This is a genomic window from Serratia sp. OLAL2 (assembly GCF_002752475.1).
GTDB lineage: Bacteria > Pseudomonadota > Gammaproteobacteria > Enterobacterales > Enterobacteriaceae > Serratia > Serratia bockelmannii.
Window position 1 is genome coordinate 589,407 of record NZ_MSTL01000019.1, and the last position, 17,049, is coordinate 606,455.

Annotated in this window: 13 protein-coding genes and 1 pseudogene; 1 reads left to right on the forward strand and 13 read right to left on the reverse strand. The window is 45.0% G+C overall.

Features of this window, described 5'->3' with window-relative positions:
- Positions 1-50: 50 nt before the first annotated feature.
- The 11 genes from gndA to galE form a co-directional block, all read right to left on the reverse strand.
- On the reverse strand, positions 51-1,457 hold the full coding sequence (gene gndA, locus BVU99_RS20180; RefSeq protein ID WP_025302186.1) for an NADP-dependent phosphogluconate dehydrogenase: 1,407 nt from the start codon (positions 1,455-1,457) through the stop codon (positions 51-53).
- Between the two features lie 146 nt (positions 1,458-1,603).
- Positions 1,604-2,320, reverse strand: a complete 717-nt coding sequence (locus BVU99_RS20185; protein WP_080350752.1) for a glycosyltransferase — start codon at positions 2,318-2,320, stop codon at positions 1,604-1,606.
- A 73-nt stretch (positions 2,321-2,393) separates the two neighbouring features.
- Positions 2,394-3,308, reverse strand: a complete 915-nt coding sequence (locus BVU99_RS20190; protein WP_099817581.1) for a glycosyltransferase family 2 protein — start codon at positions 3,306-3,308, stop codon at positions 2,394-2,396.
- Positions 3,309-4,553 carry a glycosyltransferase family 4 protein gene (locus tag BVU99_RS20195; protein ID WP_049295302.1) on the reverse strand — a complete coding sequence of 415 codons (1,245 nt, stop codon included), beginning with the start codon at positions 4,551-4,553 and terminating at the stop codon, positions 3,309-3,311. It lies immediately after the preceding gene.
- A complete protein-coding gene (locus BVU99_RS20200; protein WP_099817582.1) occupies positions 4,553-6,517 on the reverse strand; it encodes an HAD family hydrolase in 1,965 nt (654 codons plus the stop codon). Before BVU99_RS20200 ends, BVU99_RS20195 begins: the two co-directional genes overlap by 1 nt.
- 24 nt (positions 6,518-6,541) lie before the next feature.
- On the reverse strand, positions 6,542-7,516 hold the full coding sequence (locus BVU99_RS20205) for a methyltransferase domain-containing protein (protein WP_049295300.1): 975 nt from the start codon (positions 7,514-7,516) through the stop codon (positions 6,542-6,544).
- Between the two features lie 2 nt (positions 7,517-7,518).
- Positions 7,519-8,736, reverse strand: a complete 1,218-nt coding sequence (locus tag BVU99_RS20210; RefSeq protein ID WP_072070345.1) for an ABC transporter ATP-binding protein — start codon at positions 8,734-8,736, stop codon at positions 7,519-7,521.
- Positions 8,726-9,505 (reverse strand): ABC transporter permease, encoded by a 780-nt coding sequence (locus BVU99_RS20215; protein ID WP_049295298.1) that lies wholly within the window; start codon positions 9,503-9,505, stop codon positions 8,726-8,728. Before BVU99_RS20215 ends, BVU99_RS20210 begins: the two co-directional genes overlap by 11 nt.
- Before the next feature lies 1 nt (position 9,506).
- Positions 9,507-10,388: a dTDP-4-dehydrorhamnose reductase gene (rfbD, locus tag BVU99_RS20220; RefSeq protein WP_049295297.1), complete on the reverse strand. Its 882-nt coding sequence runs from the start codon at positions 10,386-10,388 to the stop codon at positions 9,507-9,509.
- Positions 10,389-10,922: a dTDP-4-dehydrorhamnose 3,5-epimerase gene (gene rfbC / locus BVU99_RS20225; RefSeq protein WP_049295296.1), complete on the reverse strand. Its 534-nt coding sequence runs from the start codon at positions 10,920-10,922 to the stop codon at positions 10,389-10,391.
- A gap of 553 nt (positions 10,923-11,475) precedes the next feature.
- On the reverse strand, positions 11,476-12,489 hold the full coding sequence (galE, locus tag BVU99_RS20230; RefSeq protein ID WP_049295295.1) for a UDP-glucose 4-epimerase GalE: 1,014 nt from the start codon (positions 12,487-12,489) through the stop codon (positions 11,476-11,478).
- 413 nt (positions 12,490-12,902) lie between these two features.
- Between galE and BVU99_RS20235 the strand changes: the two are divergent.
- Positions 12,903-13,876 (forward strand): annotated as a pseudogene (locus BVU99_RS20235) (IS3 family transposase).
- Positions 13,877-14,208: 332 nt separating this feature from the next.
- Here the strand turns inward: BVU99_RS20235 and wcaJ are convergent.
- Both wcaJ and cpsG read right to left on the reverse strand, forming a co-directional pair.
- Complete coding sequence (gene wcaJ, locus BVU99_RS20240; protein ID WP_099817583.1) at positions 14,209-15,606, reverse strand: undecaprenyl-phosphate glucose phosphotransferase; 1,398 nt, start codon at positions 15,604-15,606, stop codon at positions 14,209-14,211.
- Between the two features lie 65 nt (positions 15,607-15,671).
- Positions 15,672-17,045 carry a phosphomannomutase CpsG gene (gene cpsG / locus BVU99_RS20245; protein WP_099817584.1) on the reverse strand — a complete coding sequence of 458 codons (1,374 nt, stop codon included), beginning with the start codon at positions 17,043-17,045 and terminating at the stop codon, positions 15,672-15,674.
- Positions 17,046-17,049: the final 4 nt, after the last annotated feature.

The window sequence follows — 17,049 nt, forward strand, 5'->3', positions numbered from 1 at the left end:
GCCGCCGGGCGTTAACCTCGGCGGCTTTTTTTATCGTTCAACGAGCGGGCTTATTCCATCCATTCGGTATGGAACACGCCTTCCTTGTCGATACGTTTGTAGGTGTGCGCACCGAAGTAGTCGCGCTGCGCCTGGATCAGGTTCGCCGGCAGTACCGCAGAACGGTAGCTGTCGTAGTAGGCGATCGCGGCGGAGAAGGTTGGCGTAGGGATACCGTTCTGCACGGCGTAAGCCACCACGTCACGCAGCGCCTGCTGGTACTCGTCAGCGATTTGCTTGAAGTATGGCGCCAGCAGCAGGTTGGCGATATCGGCATCCGCCGCGTAAGCGTCGGTGATCTTCTGCAGGAACTGGGCGCGGATGATGCAGCCGGCGCGGAAGATCTTGGCGATTTCGCCGTAGTGCAGATCCCAGTTATTTTCTTTAGAAGCGGCTTTCAGCTGTGAGAAGCCCTGTGCGTAGGACACGATCTTACCCAGATACAGCGCGCGACGCACTTTCTCGATGAATTCGGCTTTGTCGCCGCTGAACGGCGCCACTTTCGGGCCAGTCAGCACTTTAGACGCGGCAACGCGCTGGTCCTTCAGCGAGGACAGGTAGCGTGCGAACACCGACTCGGTGATCAGCGACAGCGGTTCGCCCAGATCCAGCGAGCTCTGGCTGGTCCACTTGCCGGTGCCTTTGTTGGCGGCTTCGTCCAGGATCACATCGACCAGGTATTTACCCTCTTCGTCTTTCTTGGTGAAGATGTCTTTGGTGATGTCGATCAGGTAGCTGTTCAGTTCGCCCTTGTTCCATTCGGCGAAGGTTTCGGCCAGCTGCTCGTTGCTCAGGTTCAGCGCCTGCTTCAGCAGGGAATAGGCTTCGGCAATCAGCTGCATGTCGCCGTATTCGATGCCGTTGTGCACCATCTTCACATAGTGGCCGGCACCGTCAGCGCCGATATAAGTCACGCAAGGCTCGCCTTCCGCGACCGCAGCGATTTTCTCCAGGATCGGTGCCACCAGCTCGTAAGCTTCTTTCTGGCCGCCAGGCATGATGGAAGGCCCTTTCAGCGCGCCCTCTTCACCGCCGGAAACGCCGGTGCCGATGAAATTAAAGCCCTGGTCGGACAGTTCGCGGTTACGACGGATGGTGTCCTGATAGTAGGTGTTGCCGCCATCGATCAGGATATCGCCCTTGTCCAGGTGCGGAGTCAACGAGGCAATGGTTTTATCCGTCGCTTCGCCCGCTTTCACCATCAGCAGGATGCGGCGCGGTTTTTCCAGCGATTCGACAAACTCTTCTACGGTGTAATACGGCGCCAGATTCTTGCCCGGGTTCTCAGCGATCACTTCGTCAGTTTTGTCGCCAGAACGGTTGAAAATGGAAACGGTGTAACCACGGCTCTCGATGTTCAGCGCGAGGTTGCGGCCCATTACCGCCATGCCGACAACGCCGATTTGTTGCTTGGACATTTAGGAACTCCTGTCTGAGGATGACCCTGCCGGCAACGTCGGCCAGCAGGTTTTGTGATGTGGCACACATGTTAACTCAGGATTGAGCCGCGTGGGTAGTGATTGGTGCGATAGGTCGACACTCTCGTGAGGTTGATAAGACAATTTTATCTATTCAACGCTTGTTTCAAGCAAAAACGCAAAGCGCTGGTAACGTGCCAGATAAAATGTTTAGAAAAAAGTGAGCGACTGCGCATTTGAGCAAGATGCAATGCTTTAAATTGAGGCAAATAAACGACGTTTATCCCTAACTCCCGCCTCGCTCGCCAGCAAATGTCAAGATCTTCACAGTACATGTAGTAGCGCGTATCAAATCCTCCCAGCTCTCGATAACATTGGGCACTAAACAGCAAAAATGAGCCTGCCGCCCATTCAACTTCGGTATCCTGGGTAATTTTATTCTTGTCGTAGATAGACTTATTCTTCTGCACCAAGAATGAAACGACAAAGCTGCTAATGGTTGGAAAATGCCTTATCCCCTTGTCATAAAAAGTAAAATTTTTATCGTTGAAAAGATTGATCGCAACTATCGGGTATGAGTTATGTTCCGCATGCGACAGCAGCGCTGCCAGCACGGTCGGTTCGATAAAAACATCGGGGTTAAGCACCAGAAAGCGATCCTCATCTCGCATTCCAAGCTCTTGCTGGCACCAAGTGAAAATATAGTTATTGTTTGCGCCAAAACCCATAGGCTGATCAACAAGATAATGAATGCCAGAGTCCTGACAATATTCCTGAAGTTCACGCTGTGGCTTGTTATCTTTCAAAACAACAATGTAATTTTTTGAAGCCAGCAGTTTTAGGCATCCATCGGCAATGATCATGCTGCCATGACCGTGAGATATAACTGAAATGAAGCACCGACATGGCTTAACTAAAGATTCAGGCATAAAAACTCTAATATAAGAAATACAAGGAAACAGTTCTCGTAATGGTTGTTCTTGCAACCGCAAATCTTAGCAAGAAAAGCTGCCAAAGCATAAAGCGACGGGATCTTAACATCCTCTCCAAAAATTTCTTATCCTCTTTTTTTAGCCCCTTACCGTAAATCTCATAGAAACTTATCGCCTGCTCAATCACTAGCCGATTCTGATGTGCAACTGAGGACAGTCGCATAAATTTCGCCAGAATACGTTTCAATCCATAGCCACTGCTGCCAACAACGTTATTCGCATGTTGCCGATACTTGATCAAGCGTTCAGGAAGGAATACCAAGCGTCCAAAAGTGATGGCCAGCAATCCCAGCCACCAATCATGCATCAACATATGCTGACTAGGGCGAAGATGCTTAAGCAATGCTCGATTCACCATCACTGTTGCACCCTGGATGCAATTTTGGAAAATCAAGCGAGGGAACACCAACTGCTGTACAGGATTAAGACGCTCATTTTGTAAAAAAGAAGCGTTCAAGAAACGAAGTTCGCTATCAACTAATTCAGCATCTGAAAAGATCAATAAAGGCTGAGAATCATCTCCGATTTGGCTTACTACGCGCTGATAATGTTCAATCTTATCAGTTACCCAAACGTCATCCTGATCGCTTAAAAAGACGTTAGCTGCCGTCGTCAAAGAAAGCGCATGCAGAAAATTATGCGCGGGTCCTTTTGGACCCGCAACACGCTGCTGTACATCGAACTGAACTGATGTCGTTGCAGCGAAATCAGCAACCAATTTAAGCGTATTGTCCGTAGAACCATCGTCACTGACAATGATCCTTTGCGGACAGATTGTCTGGCTTACAATCGAGGCAAGCTGCTCGACAATGTAGCGTTCACCGTTGTAAGTACAAACTACAACTTCGTACTCAAACACTTATCGAGCTCCCGGCAGATAAGATTTTACCGTCCATTTTATTTTTCGAAGCAAGGAAAAAATCGCAGGATACTCACGATGCAATTTATTGATAACACGCTGACGAAAATGTGCATACCGATTTAGAGAGGGAATTCCCACCTGCCCACTCAACGGTACCTGACGCAAAGACTCCTCATAGAAGAGCCAAAAACGCTCGGTCTGCGCCTTAAGTAAGGTAACCGAGGTAATAACTCCCGATGCAATAAGCTGCTCGCATGCTGCTGCAAACTCTTTGGAACTGCTTTCCCAATCCGGCCACTTTTCAGCGGTAGCCAAAGCATTTGCTTTCAATTGAGCCAGCTCATTAGGGTTATCCTTAAGGCGATTTATAAATTCGATGATTTCTTGGTTTTGGCGACTGAAAGATACCAGTCCATTGACATTATGCTCAATATATTCGTCGTAGCCGGTCACATCATAACTGATAGAGGTTCCACCGGTATGATAAATCTCCAACGGTGGGCCAAACATTCCTTCAACAGTGGAAAGTTTAACCAAAACATCGCAAGAGGCGTAAATACTACCGATCTCAGAAATTGGCACGCGGCTAAACAGGCGATCAACATTCGGGTAAGCGCCAATTTCTGTAGATGTGACAAACCAGACCTCATCAGCGCGAGACTGTCGGCATAACTCCACCGCAAGTTCCGTATTTTTAAAGCTAACGTTTAACGGACCTTCCACTAATACACGCAGCTTTTCAGGCGCTCGAGGCACTTTGGGTTTAATCCCATCGTTAAAATAATCCTTGCTTATCCCATTTCGGATCAATAACGCATCTTGGTCAAAATGCTCTTTAAGGTATTCTTTAATCCATGTTGCTTCAGTGATAAAATTAACTTGCAAACTGTAGGTAAGATCGACAAGCGTGCGTAAAGTTACCTCACCTTCCGGATAGAAACGCGATTCGATGGATTGAACAAAAAATGCATATTTCTTCGCATTGATTTTATGAAGATAAAATACAGTACGCCACCAGGTCGCAATAACCAGATCAAACTGTTTGTCAGCAGCTTCAGAATAATCCATCCAGGTCATTTTTTCTGCACCTGGAAACCACTGCAATCGCTTATCGTTCGGTTTATCCTCAGTGATAATCGTGATATCGTCACCATTCTTTCGCATACGTGTAGCATGCTCAAAAATGACATTAGTGCCGCCACTGATATCCGGACTCCATAGTAAAAAAGCAATTTTACTCATTATTTAGCCCCTTTAAACTTTATTCTTTTCACCAAAAAATAAGGATATTTCAAGTACCACACGCCATTCGCATGAAAATCCAAAGGTTTCCACCAAGCAGAACCAAGGGTATGTCTAGGATTTCTCACCAAGCGCTTAAAATAAGACAGAGGGGAGCGTCTGCTCTGCCCAAAGGAGCTAAAGTTGAATACTCCAAAATTCTCATAGTGTTTGATTAACGAAAACTTTTCTCGTTCGACCCGGCTCGGCAACATCACACCACGAAAGTAAAATTTTTTAACCGCTTTGCTGATCTCATGATCAGATAGCGAATAAGCACGCTCTATTTTTGCAAAACCATTGAACTGATGCAACGCACGCTCTTGGAATGGCGCTATTTGCTCATAGAAGAAAGCGAGCTCTGAATCGTTGTGGTCGAAAACAAAATTATCGATACTGTCGCCATATCGCTTCAGACTGCCATGCGATGCTCCCATAAAAACTTCAAAACCGGCGCGGAACTCGTTAAACATACCATCACCGAGGCGTTGCCCCCACTGATGGTCAAACAGCAACCCCTCTTTAATATTATTCTTATGGGTTTCTGCCCCATCCAAAATGCCGAAATAATAACCAGAAATATTGCGCTGGGTCGCTTTTACCAAATTATCTTGAATACTGCCCTTCCAGCCAACATCAACTACATGAACCCATTCATCATGCTTTTCCGTCATCAACGAGTCACAGTAGTCATTAAGATAGACATTCTGCTCTTTACGCTCACGCTCGTAGATAGTCTTGAAGAATTCATCATCCATTAACGCAGAAAACGCTGGTAACCCGGCGATATTCAAGTGCTGCTCTTCAAAGTCCACCTGAGGGAAACGCACTTTAAACTCAGATACATAATCATCGAGATTAATGCTTTTCAAAAAGGCAGCCAGACTACATGAACCATACTGATATAATAATTTGTTGAATGTGCTACCGCCCAAAGGCCCTAATGAAGGTAAGTAGGTTGATCGACGCGACACATACATATAATGGCTAGTAATACGCGAAAAATCTTTCGGCAAGCTAGCTTGAAATTTATCAAATGCCTTTTGAAGAAACTCGCCTTCCCTTGCAAAAAAATAAACGTTTTTAGCGTTATTCATCACCAAAGACCAATAAAGCCGACGAGTGAATAAATAAATAGCACTACTTATCCAGTTGAAGCTGAAATTATCTTCAGCGATCACTTGGTTAACTTTATTCTCTACCGCAAGGCGCTCACGATCCGCCCGTAGGCTCTCATCATATCGGTGCTGTTCCACAGGTAAATGATGCGCAAACAGCCCTCTGGCTACCGACATCGCCACATCACTGTGCGCATTATCCCCCAACATGATCGTCTTTTTAACATCCAAACCTAATCTTGCAATAACCACGTCATAAGCTCGCCCTTCTTTCTTCGTTCGCTTATTTTCGCTAGAAACGAAGAATCCATCAAAAATATCATAGAATCCATGATGTTTGGCGAAATAGATAATTGACTGTTGGTCCAAATAAAAATCAGAAACCAGATAAATACGTCTACCTTTCTCTTTTTCAGCTCTCAGCATATCCAACGTTGCTACTATCGGTTTTTGCACCGATAGTTCAATAGCCAACTCTAGATCACGGCAAAAAGCGACGAAGGGCTCACTTTCAGGCAAGCGAACCACAATCTGTGCACGTTGAAGCTCATAATACAGGGCAAGAGACATATCGTCGTAACGGAACTCAGCGTCATCGCCTTGCATTTGACTACTGGCGCACAATCCCGCTTCGATTCTTAAACGTAGCGTATATAGCTCCTCTACGGATAGAGAAAGACGATATGAATCCACGAGAGCAGCAGCCCACTTACGTTTCACGACCTCAGGGTGACAACTACGCTCGACTACAGTATCAAAAAAGTCGACCAGAATGGTTTCGATATTATCGGCAATCGTGACAATCATTGTAGATATAATCCATTCACAGAGTTATTGGTTCGAATTTTGCTTTGAAACGCTTTCCAGCTGTTCCTTAAGCGACTGAATAATCCGCTCTGCCTCAGACAAAGCTTGATCACGAGAACGGACCATCTCTTCCGTGTCCCTGAATGCTTGCATTCTTTCTTCAGAGATGCGCTCTGCCTGTTCTTTATACCGTGTTACTTCATTGATTCTTTCTTCAGCTTCAAGTAACAACTGCCAACGTTGTTCAGCCAAGCGTTCTGCAAACTCTAAACTTTGGCGCAATGGGTAGACCAATTCTTGATCATATTCTATGCGACTCATACCTGTAAATAGCGTATTCTTATTATAAATAGCATCAGCATTAGATGAAATCGCAATGAAAGAGCCATTCATTACGTTCTTGTTTTTTGCATCAAATACCGTAAGCGGCATCTGTTGATCTTGAAACGTATGCACTATAGAGACGAGTTCTTGAGCGATAACAGCAATATCAACATGCGCGAATTGGGCTTGCAACAATGATTTCAGGGCATCCAAAGAGAAGGCCTGAATATGGTACGGGTTCGGCCCATACAAACTGACACAAAAATTCTCGTAATCTTTAGTTGGCACCGAGCAAATAAATACCCCATTTGGTTTCAACACGCGTTTGACTTCTGCAATCGCTAATTCAGGTTGCTCAAGATGCTCCAACGTTTCTAATGAGATAAATGTATCGATGCTACAGTCATCGAACGGCAAGGCTAAAATCGAACCGTGCTCAAAACGAGAATTCGTCGTATTATGCTCTTTTGCATAGGCGATCGCCTCACGATCAACATCCAACCCTGTATAACTAACTACAGCAGGGTTAGACAAGAAAATAGGTGCCGAATATCCGATACCGCATGCACAGTCAACCACAACTCCCTTGGCAAAACTGGCAACGTACTGATAACGCTGGTGATGTTCTTCTCTTAAAAACTGCAACTTAAGAAGATCGTTCTCAATCCGTTCCATACTTACCCCTTGGCCACCACAGACCAGCTATGTTCAATATCATAAATTCCAACGGCACTGAAGTTATCGGCTACAGAAAACTCACAGACCGGTACAGCTTCGTTAATTATCTGTATCCCATCTTGATCATTGACAGCTACTCGCCAGTTATAAATACCTGATAACAACTTCAATGCGGGGAAATCAATGGTCACTCGACCTTCCCGACTAAGGGGAAATGGTTCTAAGCCACGCATTGCTGTAGTCGTCCCACAGATATATACTCCATCTTTACGATAAAGATTAAAGACAAAGGTCAGCCCATCGAATTCCCCGTCACTTCCTTCATATTTATAATCGAAAGACAGTTTAACATTGTCGCCGCTTGCCAGCTCTGTTACTGAATTTCCAGACTGATCGAGAAGAGAGACATTAGCTATTTTTACCAATCTGCTACTTATTTCATTTTCAATAGCTTTATTTTCTGCATCTTGAGCTTCCACCACACTCTTCTGCATATCAGAAAGGTAATGCTGAACAGCAACATCTGCATTTCCAAAATAACGCTGCACACCTTTTTCAAGATATAGTGCACTATTACAAATATTGCGAACCTGATAATCATCGTGTGAAACGAACAGGATTGTACACCCATCGTTTCTGATTTCATTAAACTTCTTTACACATTTTCGCTGAAAACGTGAATCTCCGACAGCAAGAATTTCATCTACAATTAATATCTCAGGATCGACATGAATGGCTGTTGCAAAGGCTAAACGTGCAAACATACCGCTCGAAAAAGTCTTAACCGGCCGTTCGAGAAATTCACCAATATCGGCAAAGCTGGCTATTTTATCGAAACGCTCCGTAATTTCTTTACGCGTTAGGCCCAGAAGAGAGGCGTTCAGGTAAACGTTTTCACGCCCTGTAAATTCTGGATTGAACCCAGCACCAAGCTCTAACAAAGGTGCAATACGCCCTTTAGTAAATACACTGCCGCTTGTAGGCGCCAAAGTCCCACAAATCATTTGCAACAAAGTTGATTTACCGGAACCATTGACACCAATAATACCGACTGTTTCACCTTTTCTAATCTCAAAGTTAACGGAATCCAGAGCGACAAACTCCCTGCCCTTAGCCCCCCGATAACCCAGCAAAGCCCCCAGACGCTGCATCGGGCTGGAATAAATCTGATAAACTTTACGCAAATTTTGCGCAGAGACAACAACATTAGAGGACATCAGCAAAGCCCCTCTTTACCTTTTTGAACCAAGTTATAGCTAATACGTACAGCATAATACTGATGCCCCAATAGAGTGCATACCCTTCAAGACTGAATAACTTTCCGTACAATACAACATCGCGTAAAGCTTCGACAATAAACGTTAACGGATTAATATAAATCAGCATGCGATATTGTTCTGGAACAGCAGTGATAGGATAAAATATAGGTGACATAAATAACATTAAGGCAATGATAACTGAGACAACCTGCCCCATATCACGAATATAAACACCTAGCGATGACAAGAATAATGAAATGCTATATGATAATAAAACCAATGGCAGAATGACAATAGGGACCAATAATGCCATTAGACTAACAGGTTGTTTTAATAAAACACAAAAAATGGCGAAAACAATACATCCCATAAAGAATTGGAATAATGCGCCAAAAACAGACACCCAGCACAAGGACTCAAGAGGGAATAAAACTTTTTTTACATAGCTGACATTATATACATATATCGTTGTCGCCTTGCCAAGACACTCAGCAATAAAACCATGCGTCAGTAGACCGGTAAACATAATCAACGTGTAATTCTCTGTCGTTGTCAGCCCCCACTTGGCTTTAAACACAAAACCAAAAATAAAGCTATAGATAGAAAGCATAATCACAGGATTTAGCAGTGACCATACTATACCAAGACTGGTCCCACGATAGCGGCTCTCAACATCCCGCTTAGTAAGATTAAAAATCAAACCTGTATTTTTCAACAATGTCTTCATATTAATTATTCATCTGATAAATAATTTTCGGAACTACTTTGTCTAGGCTCATTCGCCAATTGCTATTGCAGATCCCACGTTCACGATATATTTTTTCGCAGTTAAGTATCGCATGCTTAGGTCTTTTGGCCGCGCATTTATATTGCTCACTGTTAATAGAAGACAAAACCATAAATCTATAACTATCATCAAACAACTTAGCTAAAGAAAAAATCTCCGCAGCAAACTCATACCACGAGACAATCTTATCTCCACAGAAATGATATAGCTTGGGTTCATTAACCCCTTGGCTAATAATAGTGAGAATACATTTAGCTAAATCACCAGCATAGGTAGGACGGCCAAATTGATCGTTAATAATAGCAAGCGATTTACGTGTCTTTCCCAATTTAAGCATGGTATGCACAAAAGAGCTGCCATACTCACTGAATAACCAGGATGTGCGGATCACCACGGCGCGTGAGCACGTGGTTAGTACGGCTTGTTCGCCAAGCAGTTTGGTTTGTCCATAGACGTTTAGCGGCCCCGTTGGTGAATTTTCACACAAAGAAATACCTTTTTCTGCGCCACTAAAAACATAGTCTGTCGAAATATGAATCAGTGGAATGCTTAGGCTCTCAGCAATCATAGCCAGATTAGCTGGACCGATAACATTTGCAGCCTCCGCAGCGATGATTTCTTCTTCAGCTTTATCCACTAACGTATAAGCTGCTGCATTTACAATGAAATCTACATTCAACGCCGCGACAGTTTGCTGAACTGCAGGCCAATCAGCAATGTCAAGTTGTTTGTGGTCTAGGCTAATGATCTGCCAATTGTCAGGCAATGTATCCGCCAAGCAATGGCCTAGCTGGCCATTACCGCCAGTTACCAGTATGCGCATTTAAAAAAGCTCGCTGAATAATTTGCCTTTAAGATCCTTCTCAGAAAGCTGAGGATGCTCTATCGGCCATTCAATCGCCAGTTCAGGATCGTTCCAGCTCAAGCAGTGCTCGTTCTTCGGATCATAGTAATCGGTGCATTTATAAGCAAAGTCGACTTCATCACTTAACACCAAGAAACCATGAGCAAGGCCAGGTGGGATCCAAAGCTGTTTCTTGTTGTCCTCAGACAGATTGATCCCTAACCACTGTTTGAAAGAAGGTGAATTTGGACGGATGTCCACCACGACATCATAGACCTCCCCTCTTAGGGTATAGACCAGCTTCCCCTGAGGGCGAGAGGTCTGAAAGTGTAAACCTCGCAGCACACCATGTGTCGAACGAGAATAGTTGTCTTGAACAAAATCATGTTCAATATCAAGTAGTTCTCGGTAGCGTTGCTTTTGGAACGTTTCGAAAAAGAAGCCACGCTGATCACCGAAAATCTTAGGTTCAATCACTTTGACGCCGGCAATCTTTGTATCAATTACTTTCATTTGACTACTCACTCACTCGGAATTTCCTACCCAACCAGTGTCTCCCTAGCGCTGCGTCATCCTGAATAAGCCGAGAACACCCCACATTGAACTATATTTAAATGGGTCTAAACGCCCTCTAAATCAACTTCAGATAGTTCGCTATTGAAGACATTGCAGGATAGCACAGTTTCCTCATTCCGTTAAAGCATCCTCCAGCATGCACTCAACCTACCTCTAGCGACCGCATTAGTAATAACAATACTCTAACATATCAAATCGTTAAGCGTTATAATGTCCGGCTTGACATAGAAATGATAGCTGGCTAATGATGATAGCGGACGCTAACAACGCGAAAAAACCATTCCTCGTTAATCTCATCGAGATAAAGTTAGTTTTAAAAAATTTTGTTAAAAGTAACATTTACTCGACAAAACTTAATATAGGATAACTCTGATGGTGATAATAAATTTTTTAATACATGAGACTGACTTAAATATAATGTAAAAAACAAGCATTCATATAATTTAGGTAAAACAGGTGTAATAAAAAATCACACCTGTTTCGGGTTACTTTAACGATAACCCCGAGGGTTGTTCTTCTGCCAATTCCACGCATCACGCATCATGGCATCCAAATCACGGGTAGCCTTCCATCCCAATTCTTTGAACGCCAATTCTGGAGCGGACCAGCATTCTGCAATGTCGCCCTCTCGACGTGGTACAATTTGGTAAGCTACATTGCGACCTGAAGCCTTTTCAAAAGCATGGAGCATCTCCAACACCGAATACCCTACCCCAGTCCCCAGATTATAGACCGTAAAACCTTGATGTTCATCGATGTGTTCAATCGCCTTGAGATGACCTTCAGCCAAATCCATGACATGAATGTAATCTCTGACACCCGTGCCATCCTGTGTCGGATAGTCGTCACCAAAAATTGACAGTTTCTCCAATTTTCCGATTGCCACCTGAGCAATATAAGGCATCAGATTGTTAGGAATACCATTTGGATCTTCACCGATCATGCCAGATTCGTGCGCACCGACCGGGTTGAAGTAACGTAAGGCGGTAATGGAGAATTGCGGTTCTGCTTTAGCGAAATCTTGCAGAATTTGTTCTACCATCAACTTCGACGTGCCGTAAGGATTCGTCGTACCGCCAACGCGTGACGTCTCAGTCAAAGGAACTTGCTCTGGAGTACCGTACACCGTGGCAGAAGAACTGAAGATAAACTTATGCACACCCGCACGACGCATTTCCTCCAACAATACCAACGTGCCAGTGACATTGTTCTGATAATACTCTAGCGGCTTGCGCGTCGACTCTCCGACAGCCTTTAGCCCAGCAAAATGGATCACGGCCGAAATGGCGTGAGCCTCGAAGATACGGTGCAGACACTCAGCATCCAAGATATCGCCTTGGTAGAATTGAGCACTTCTGCCCGCGAGTTTCTCAACGCGACGCAGAGACTCATCGGAAGAGTTCGATAAATTATCTAACACTACGACATCTTCGCCATGTTCCAACAAAGCCAGAACAGTGTGAGAACCGATATAACCGGCCCCACCGGTGACTAAAACCGCCATAAAAACTCCTTACTCGCGCCACTGGCGCTCAAGATGAACTGTCTTCTTTAAGCAATCAATTGATTTTAAACGAAGCTTGGACTCACGCACGCCTTTTCGATCATAATTGACCATCCATATGTCCCCAGAGTTCCCTTGGTACACTCGTTTTGGCCAGCAAGTAAACAATCGACCTGCCAGGAGGCTTTGACCTGGCTCCCTACAAAGAGGCTAAAATATTGGTCCACCGCGTCTTAGCATGAACCAATAGAAAACGGCAGTCAGAACGTTTGGGTTTGTATTCGCCCCTAAACCTTCAAAACTGCCGTCACTATGAATACTAATGTAAACACACCTGTTTTAGTCCCATGTACTTCGGACTGTCCCACCCCGGTAGACGATCCTGCCCTATAGTTTGAGCATAGGGGGAGCGCATGAGCACACCACGATTTACACCTGAATTTAAGGAAGAAGCCGTCCGTCAGATAACGGAACGCTATTATTCCGTTGACGAAGTGTCTGACCGTCTGGGCGTTTCTGCGCACAGCCTCTACAGTGGCTACGGGCTATCAAGCCTGATAACAGCGAACAGCATGCCCAGGATTTACTGGAAGCCAAAAGCGAGATCCTGAAACTTCGGGCGCGCTAAAACGTACCGAAGAAGAACGGGATATCCTGAAAAAGGCCGCGCGGTACTTTGCAAGGAAGCCCGACTGAAGTACCGCTTTATCAATGAGCACCGTACTGTATGGGATGTGATGACGATGTGTCGGGTACTGAATGTCGCCCGGGCCGGGTTCTATGCGTGGCTTCACAACCCATTTTCGGTGCGTGATAAAGATAACCAGCGTCTGCTGATGCTTATCCGCGACTCACATTCACTGAACGGAGGCGTATACGGTTATCGGCGGGTTCATGGTGATCTGAACGAAATCGGGGAAACCTTCGGCAAAAACCGGGTGGGTCGTATTATGCAACTGAACCTGATAAAGCCGTACTCGATCTTTTCGCCCGTAACGTGGTCGGCTGGTCGATGAAACCCACTCTCTCACGTGAACTGACGCTCGACGCGCTGATGATGGCCGTCTGGCGTCGAAAACCGGACGGTGAGGTCATCGCACATAGTGATCAGGGTAGCCAGTATGGCAGTGACGACTGGCAGCGCTTCTGCCGGGCCAATAACCTGGCTCGGAGCATGAGCCGGCGTGGCAACTGCTGGGGTAATGCGGTGGCCGAATCGCTCTTCAGTTCACTGAAAAAAGAACGTATCAGGAAGAGAATATACAAAACCCGGGATCTGGCCCGGGCGGATATCTTCGATTACATTGAAGTGTTCTACAACCGGGCCCGGCGTCACAGTCACCTCCGCGGCGCCAGTCTGGAGGCCTTTGAACAGGCCTCGTCGTGAGGACAGAATTTGTCTACTGCCGTGGGGCAGTCTAATTTATGAAATAGCTTGCCGTACTATGCGACCTCTTTAAACCGGAAAACAGACTAAAAATTAAACTCCACTCACATAATGGTATCCATTTTTCTTTAAATCCCTCTTGTGCATGCACCAATGAATTCCATCCAAAAAATGAGCATTGGGAAAAGCCACGGAAAAGTAAGGAAAGAAAGAAAGAAAGAAAGAAAAAAACAAGGAAGGGATAATCAGGAGGCGAATTTCTAACGTTTAGGATCAAAGTGATGGCCAACAACTAGCCACCACTTGAACAACCGGGTGATAGAGTATATCAACTAATAAGCCGACTTGTGTATAAAACCTTTAAATACAGTGAGGAAAATTATTTTTAAGTCGAGCCAAATACTCCAGTCACGAATATACTCGAGGTCATATTCAACACGTTTTTGCATCTTATCCAACGTGTCCGTTTCACCCCGCCACCCATTAATTTGTGCCCAACCGGTGATTCCCGGCTTGACTTTGTGCCTGAGCATATAACCTTCAATAAGATTTCTATATTGTTCATTGTGCGCCACGGCATGCGGCCTAGGCCCAACGATCGACATCCCACCAATCAGCACATTGAAAAATTGCGGCAACTCGTCCAAAGAGGTACGTCGCAAAAATGCACCTACCTTAGTCACTCTGGTATCTCCTTTTTTTGCCTGGATAACTACATCATTATTTTCCATGACAGTCATAGATCTGAACTTCCAAACCATAATAGGTTTTCCGTCCATGCCGTAACGTGTTTGACGAAATATAATCGGTCCATGAGATGTGAACTTGACGGCGAAAGCGATCAAAGCAAGTACGGGAGAGATGAATATCAATATTAAAGTTGACAATAAAATATCTTCAACTCTTTTGAAAACTTTATTTATCCCATTTAGTGGTGTATCGAATAATGGAACAACAGGCACCCCATTAACCTCTTCAGTTCTTGACTGCAAAATATTAAACGTAAAGACATCAGGGATAAACATGACAGAACACGTGGTGTCTGTTAATTGACTCAGTATTTTCTTGAATTTATGTTCTTCGCTCATTTTCATCGCGATATATACATAATCTAGTCGCCCCTGGCGAGCATCCTCAACTAACTTATCCAAGTCACCACAATACTTTATTTCATTATCTTCGTAACTTTGTATATCATCGTATATACCCTCAACAATAAATCCTAACCAGGGTTCTTCTTTAAAATTCTTCAGCAACTTAACACCAATAGGCATCGACCCTGCAACAGCCACCTTACGATTGTTATACCCCAGATTTCTAATCATTCCTACCAAAAAGCGAATGGAAGAGCGGCAGAATGTAAATCCGATACACACCGAAATATACCAGTATGAAAAAAACTCGAAGGTAAAGCTGGAATTCGGCATGAACGAAGTTATTCCGGCAGTCACCACCAAGCTTAGTGTCCAGTTTTTAAGTATAAGCCGGAGCTCCGATGAAAATTTCCCACCGCGCCAAGAGCGATAAAAATCCGTTATCCCGCCTATCATTTGAAATGCAACCAAAGCTATGAGCGCAACCAAAATACTCTCATAGCTAAAGTTAAAGCCATTTATTTTACTTGCAACAAATCCGCCGAAGAAAATAATAGAGATATCAGAAAAACGCTGAACCATAGATATGAGAGATGCATTTGCTTTGGAATGCGCCCGCTGATGCTGTATTTTCATAATAAAAGCACTCTTATTAAAAGAATACGCCCCCCTATAAAAAGAAGAAAAGCGTATTCTTTAAATTATAAACTTAACAGATTCAAAATTTCCTTAACCTTCTCTTCCATCAATTCCTTATTATTTCTAGACTCAACGTTAAGCCGAACTACGGGCTCCGTATTTGATGAACGAAGGTTGAAACGCCACTCAGGGAATTCAACGCTTATGCCGTCGGTATAGTCGACTAAATTTGCTTTAGAAACATAATGGCTTTTAACACCTTCAATCGAACTTTCTGGGTTCGATAACTTGATATTAATTTCACCGGAAGACGGGTAGGCGGCAATGCGATCCTGTACCAGTTGCCCCAGAGTTTGTCCCTTCACACTGACCAGCTCAACGACCAGCAGCCATGGAATCATGCCACTATCACAATAAGCAAAATCACGGAAATAGTGGTGAGCACTCATCTCGCCGCCATAAATGGCGTCTTCCGCACGCATGCGTTCTTTAATGAAAGCATGACCGGTTTTCGACATCACGGGTACGCCCCCGGCACCGGTGACCACATCGACGGTGTTCCAACTCAGGCGTGGATCGTGGATTATCTTCGCGCCCGGCTGTTTCTGCAAGAAGGCCTCCGCCAGCAAGCCGACGATATAATAGCCCTCAATGAAATCGCCTTTTTCATCGAACAGGAAGCAGCGATCAAAATCGCCGTCGAACGCAATGCCCATATCAGCGCCATGCTCTCGCACCGCATCGGCGGTATCCGCACGACACTCAGGCAGCAGTGGATTTGGAATGCCGTTGGGGAAAGAGCCGTCCGGCTGGTGATGCACCTTGATAAACTCCAGCGGCACCCCCCGCGCCTTCAGTTGCGCTTCAATAGCATCGATCACATGCCCCGCAGCACCGTTGCCCGAGTTGATCACTAGCTTCAACGGTTTGAAATTTTTCACGTCTACATAGGACAGAATGTGTTCTACATAAGCCCCTAATACGTCCTGGCGTACGTAGCTGCCGCGCGTTGCTGTTGCTGCTAGCGCCTGAAACTGGTTTTTCTCCGCCAGCTCTTGGATCGCCCGTAACCCGGTATCGCCGCTAATCGGGCGAGAGCCCTCACGCACTAACTTCATGCCGTTGTAATCAATAGGGTTATGGCTGGCGGTGACTTCTACGCCACCATCAGTATTTAAATAGGTTGTGGCGAAATAGATTTCTTCGGTACCGGTTAAACCGATGTCTATCACATCAGTACCCGCATCCTGTAAACCCTTCGCCAGCGCCAACTTCAGACTTTCACTGGTTAACCGCACATCGCTGCCCAACACGATATTTTTGGGCTTTAAAAACTCGCCATAGGCGCGTCCAATACGATACGCGATGTCCTCATTCAGCTCTTCGCCCAGCTTTCCCCGAATGTCATAAGCTTTAAAACACGTCAATTTTTGCATTACC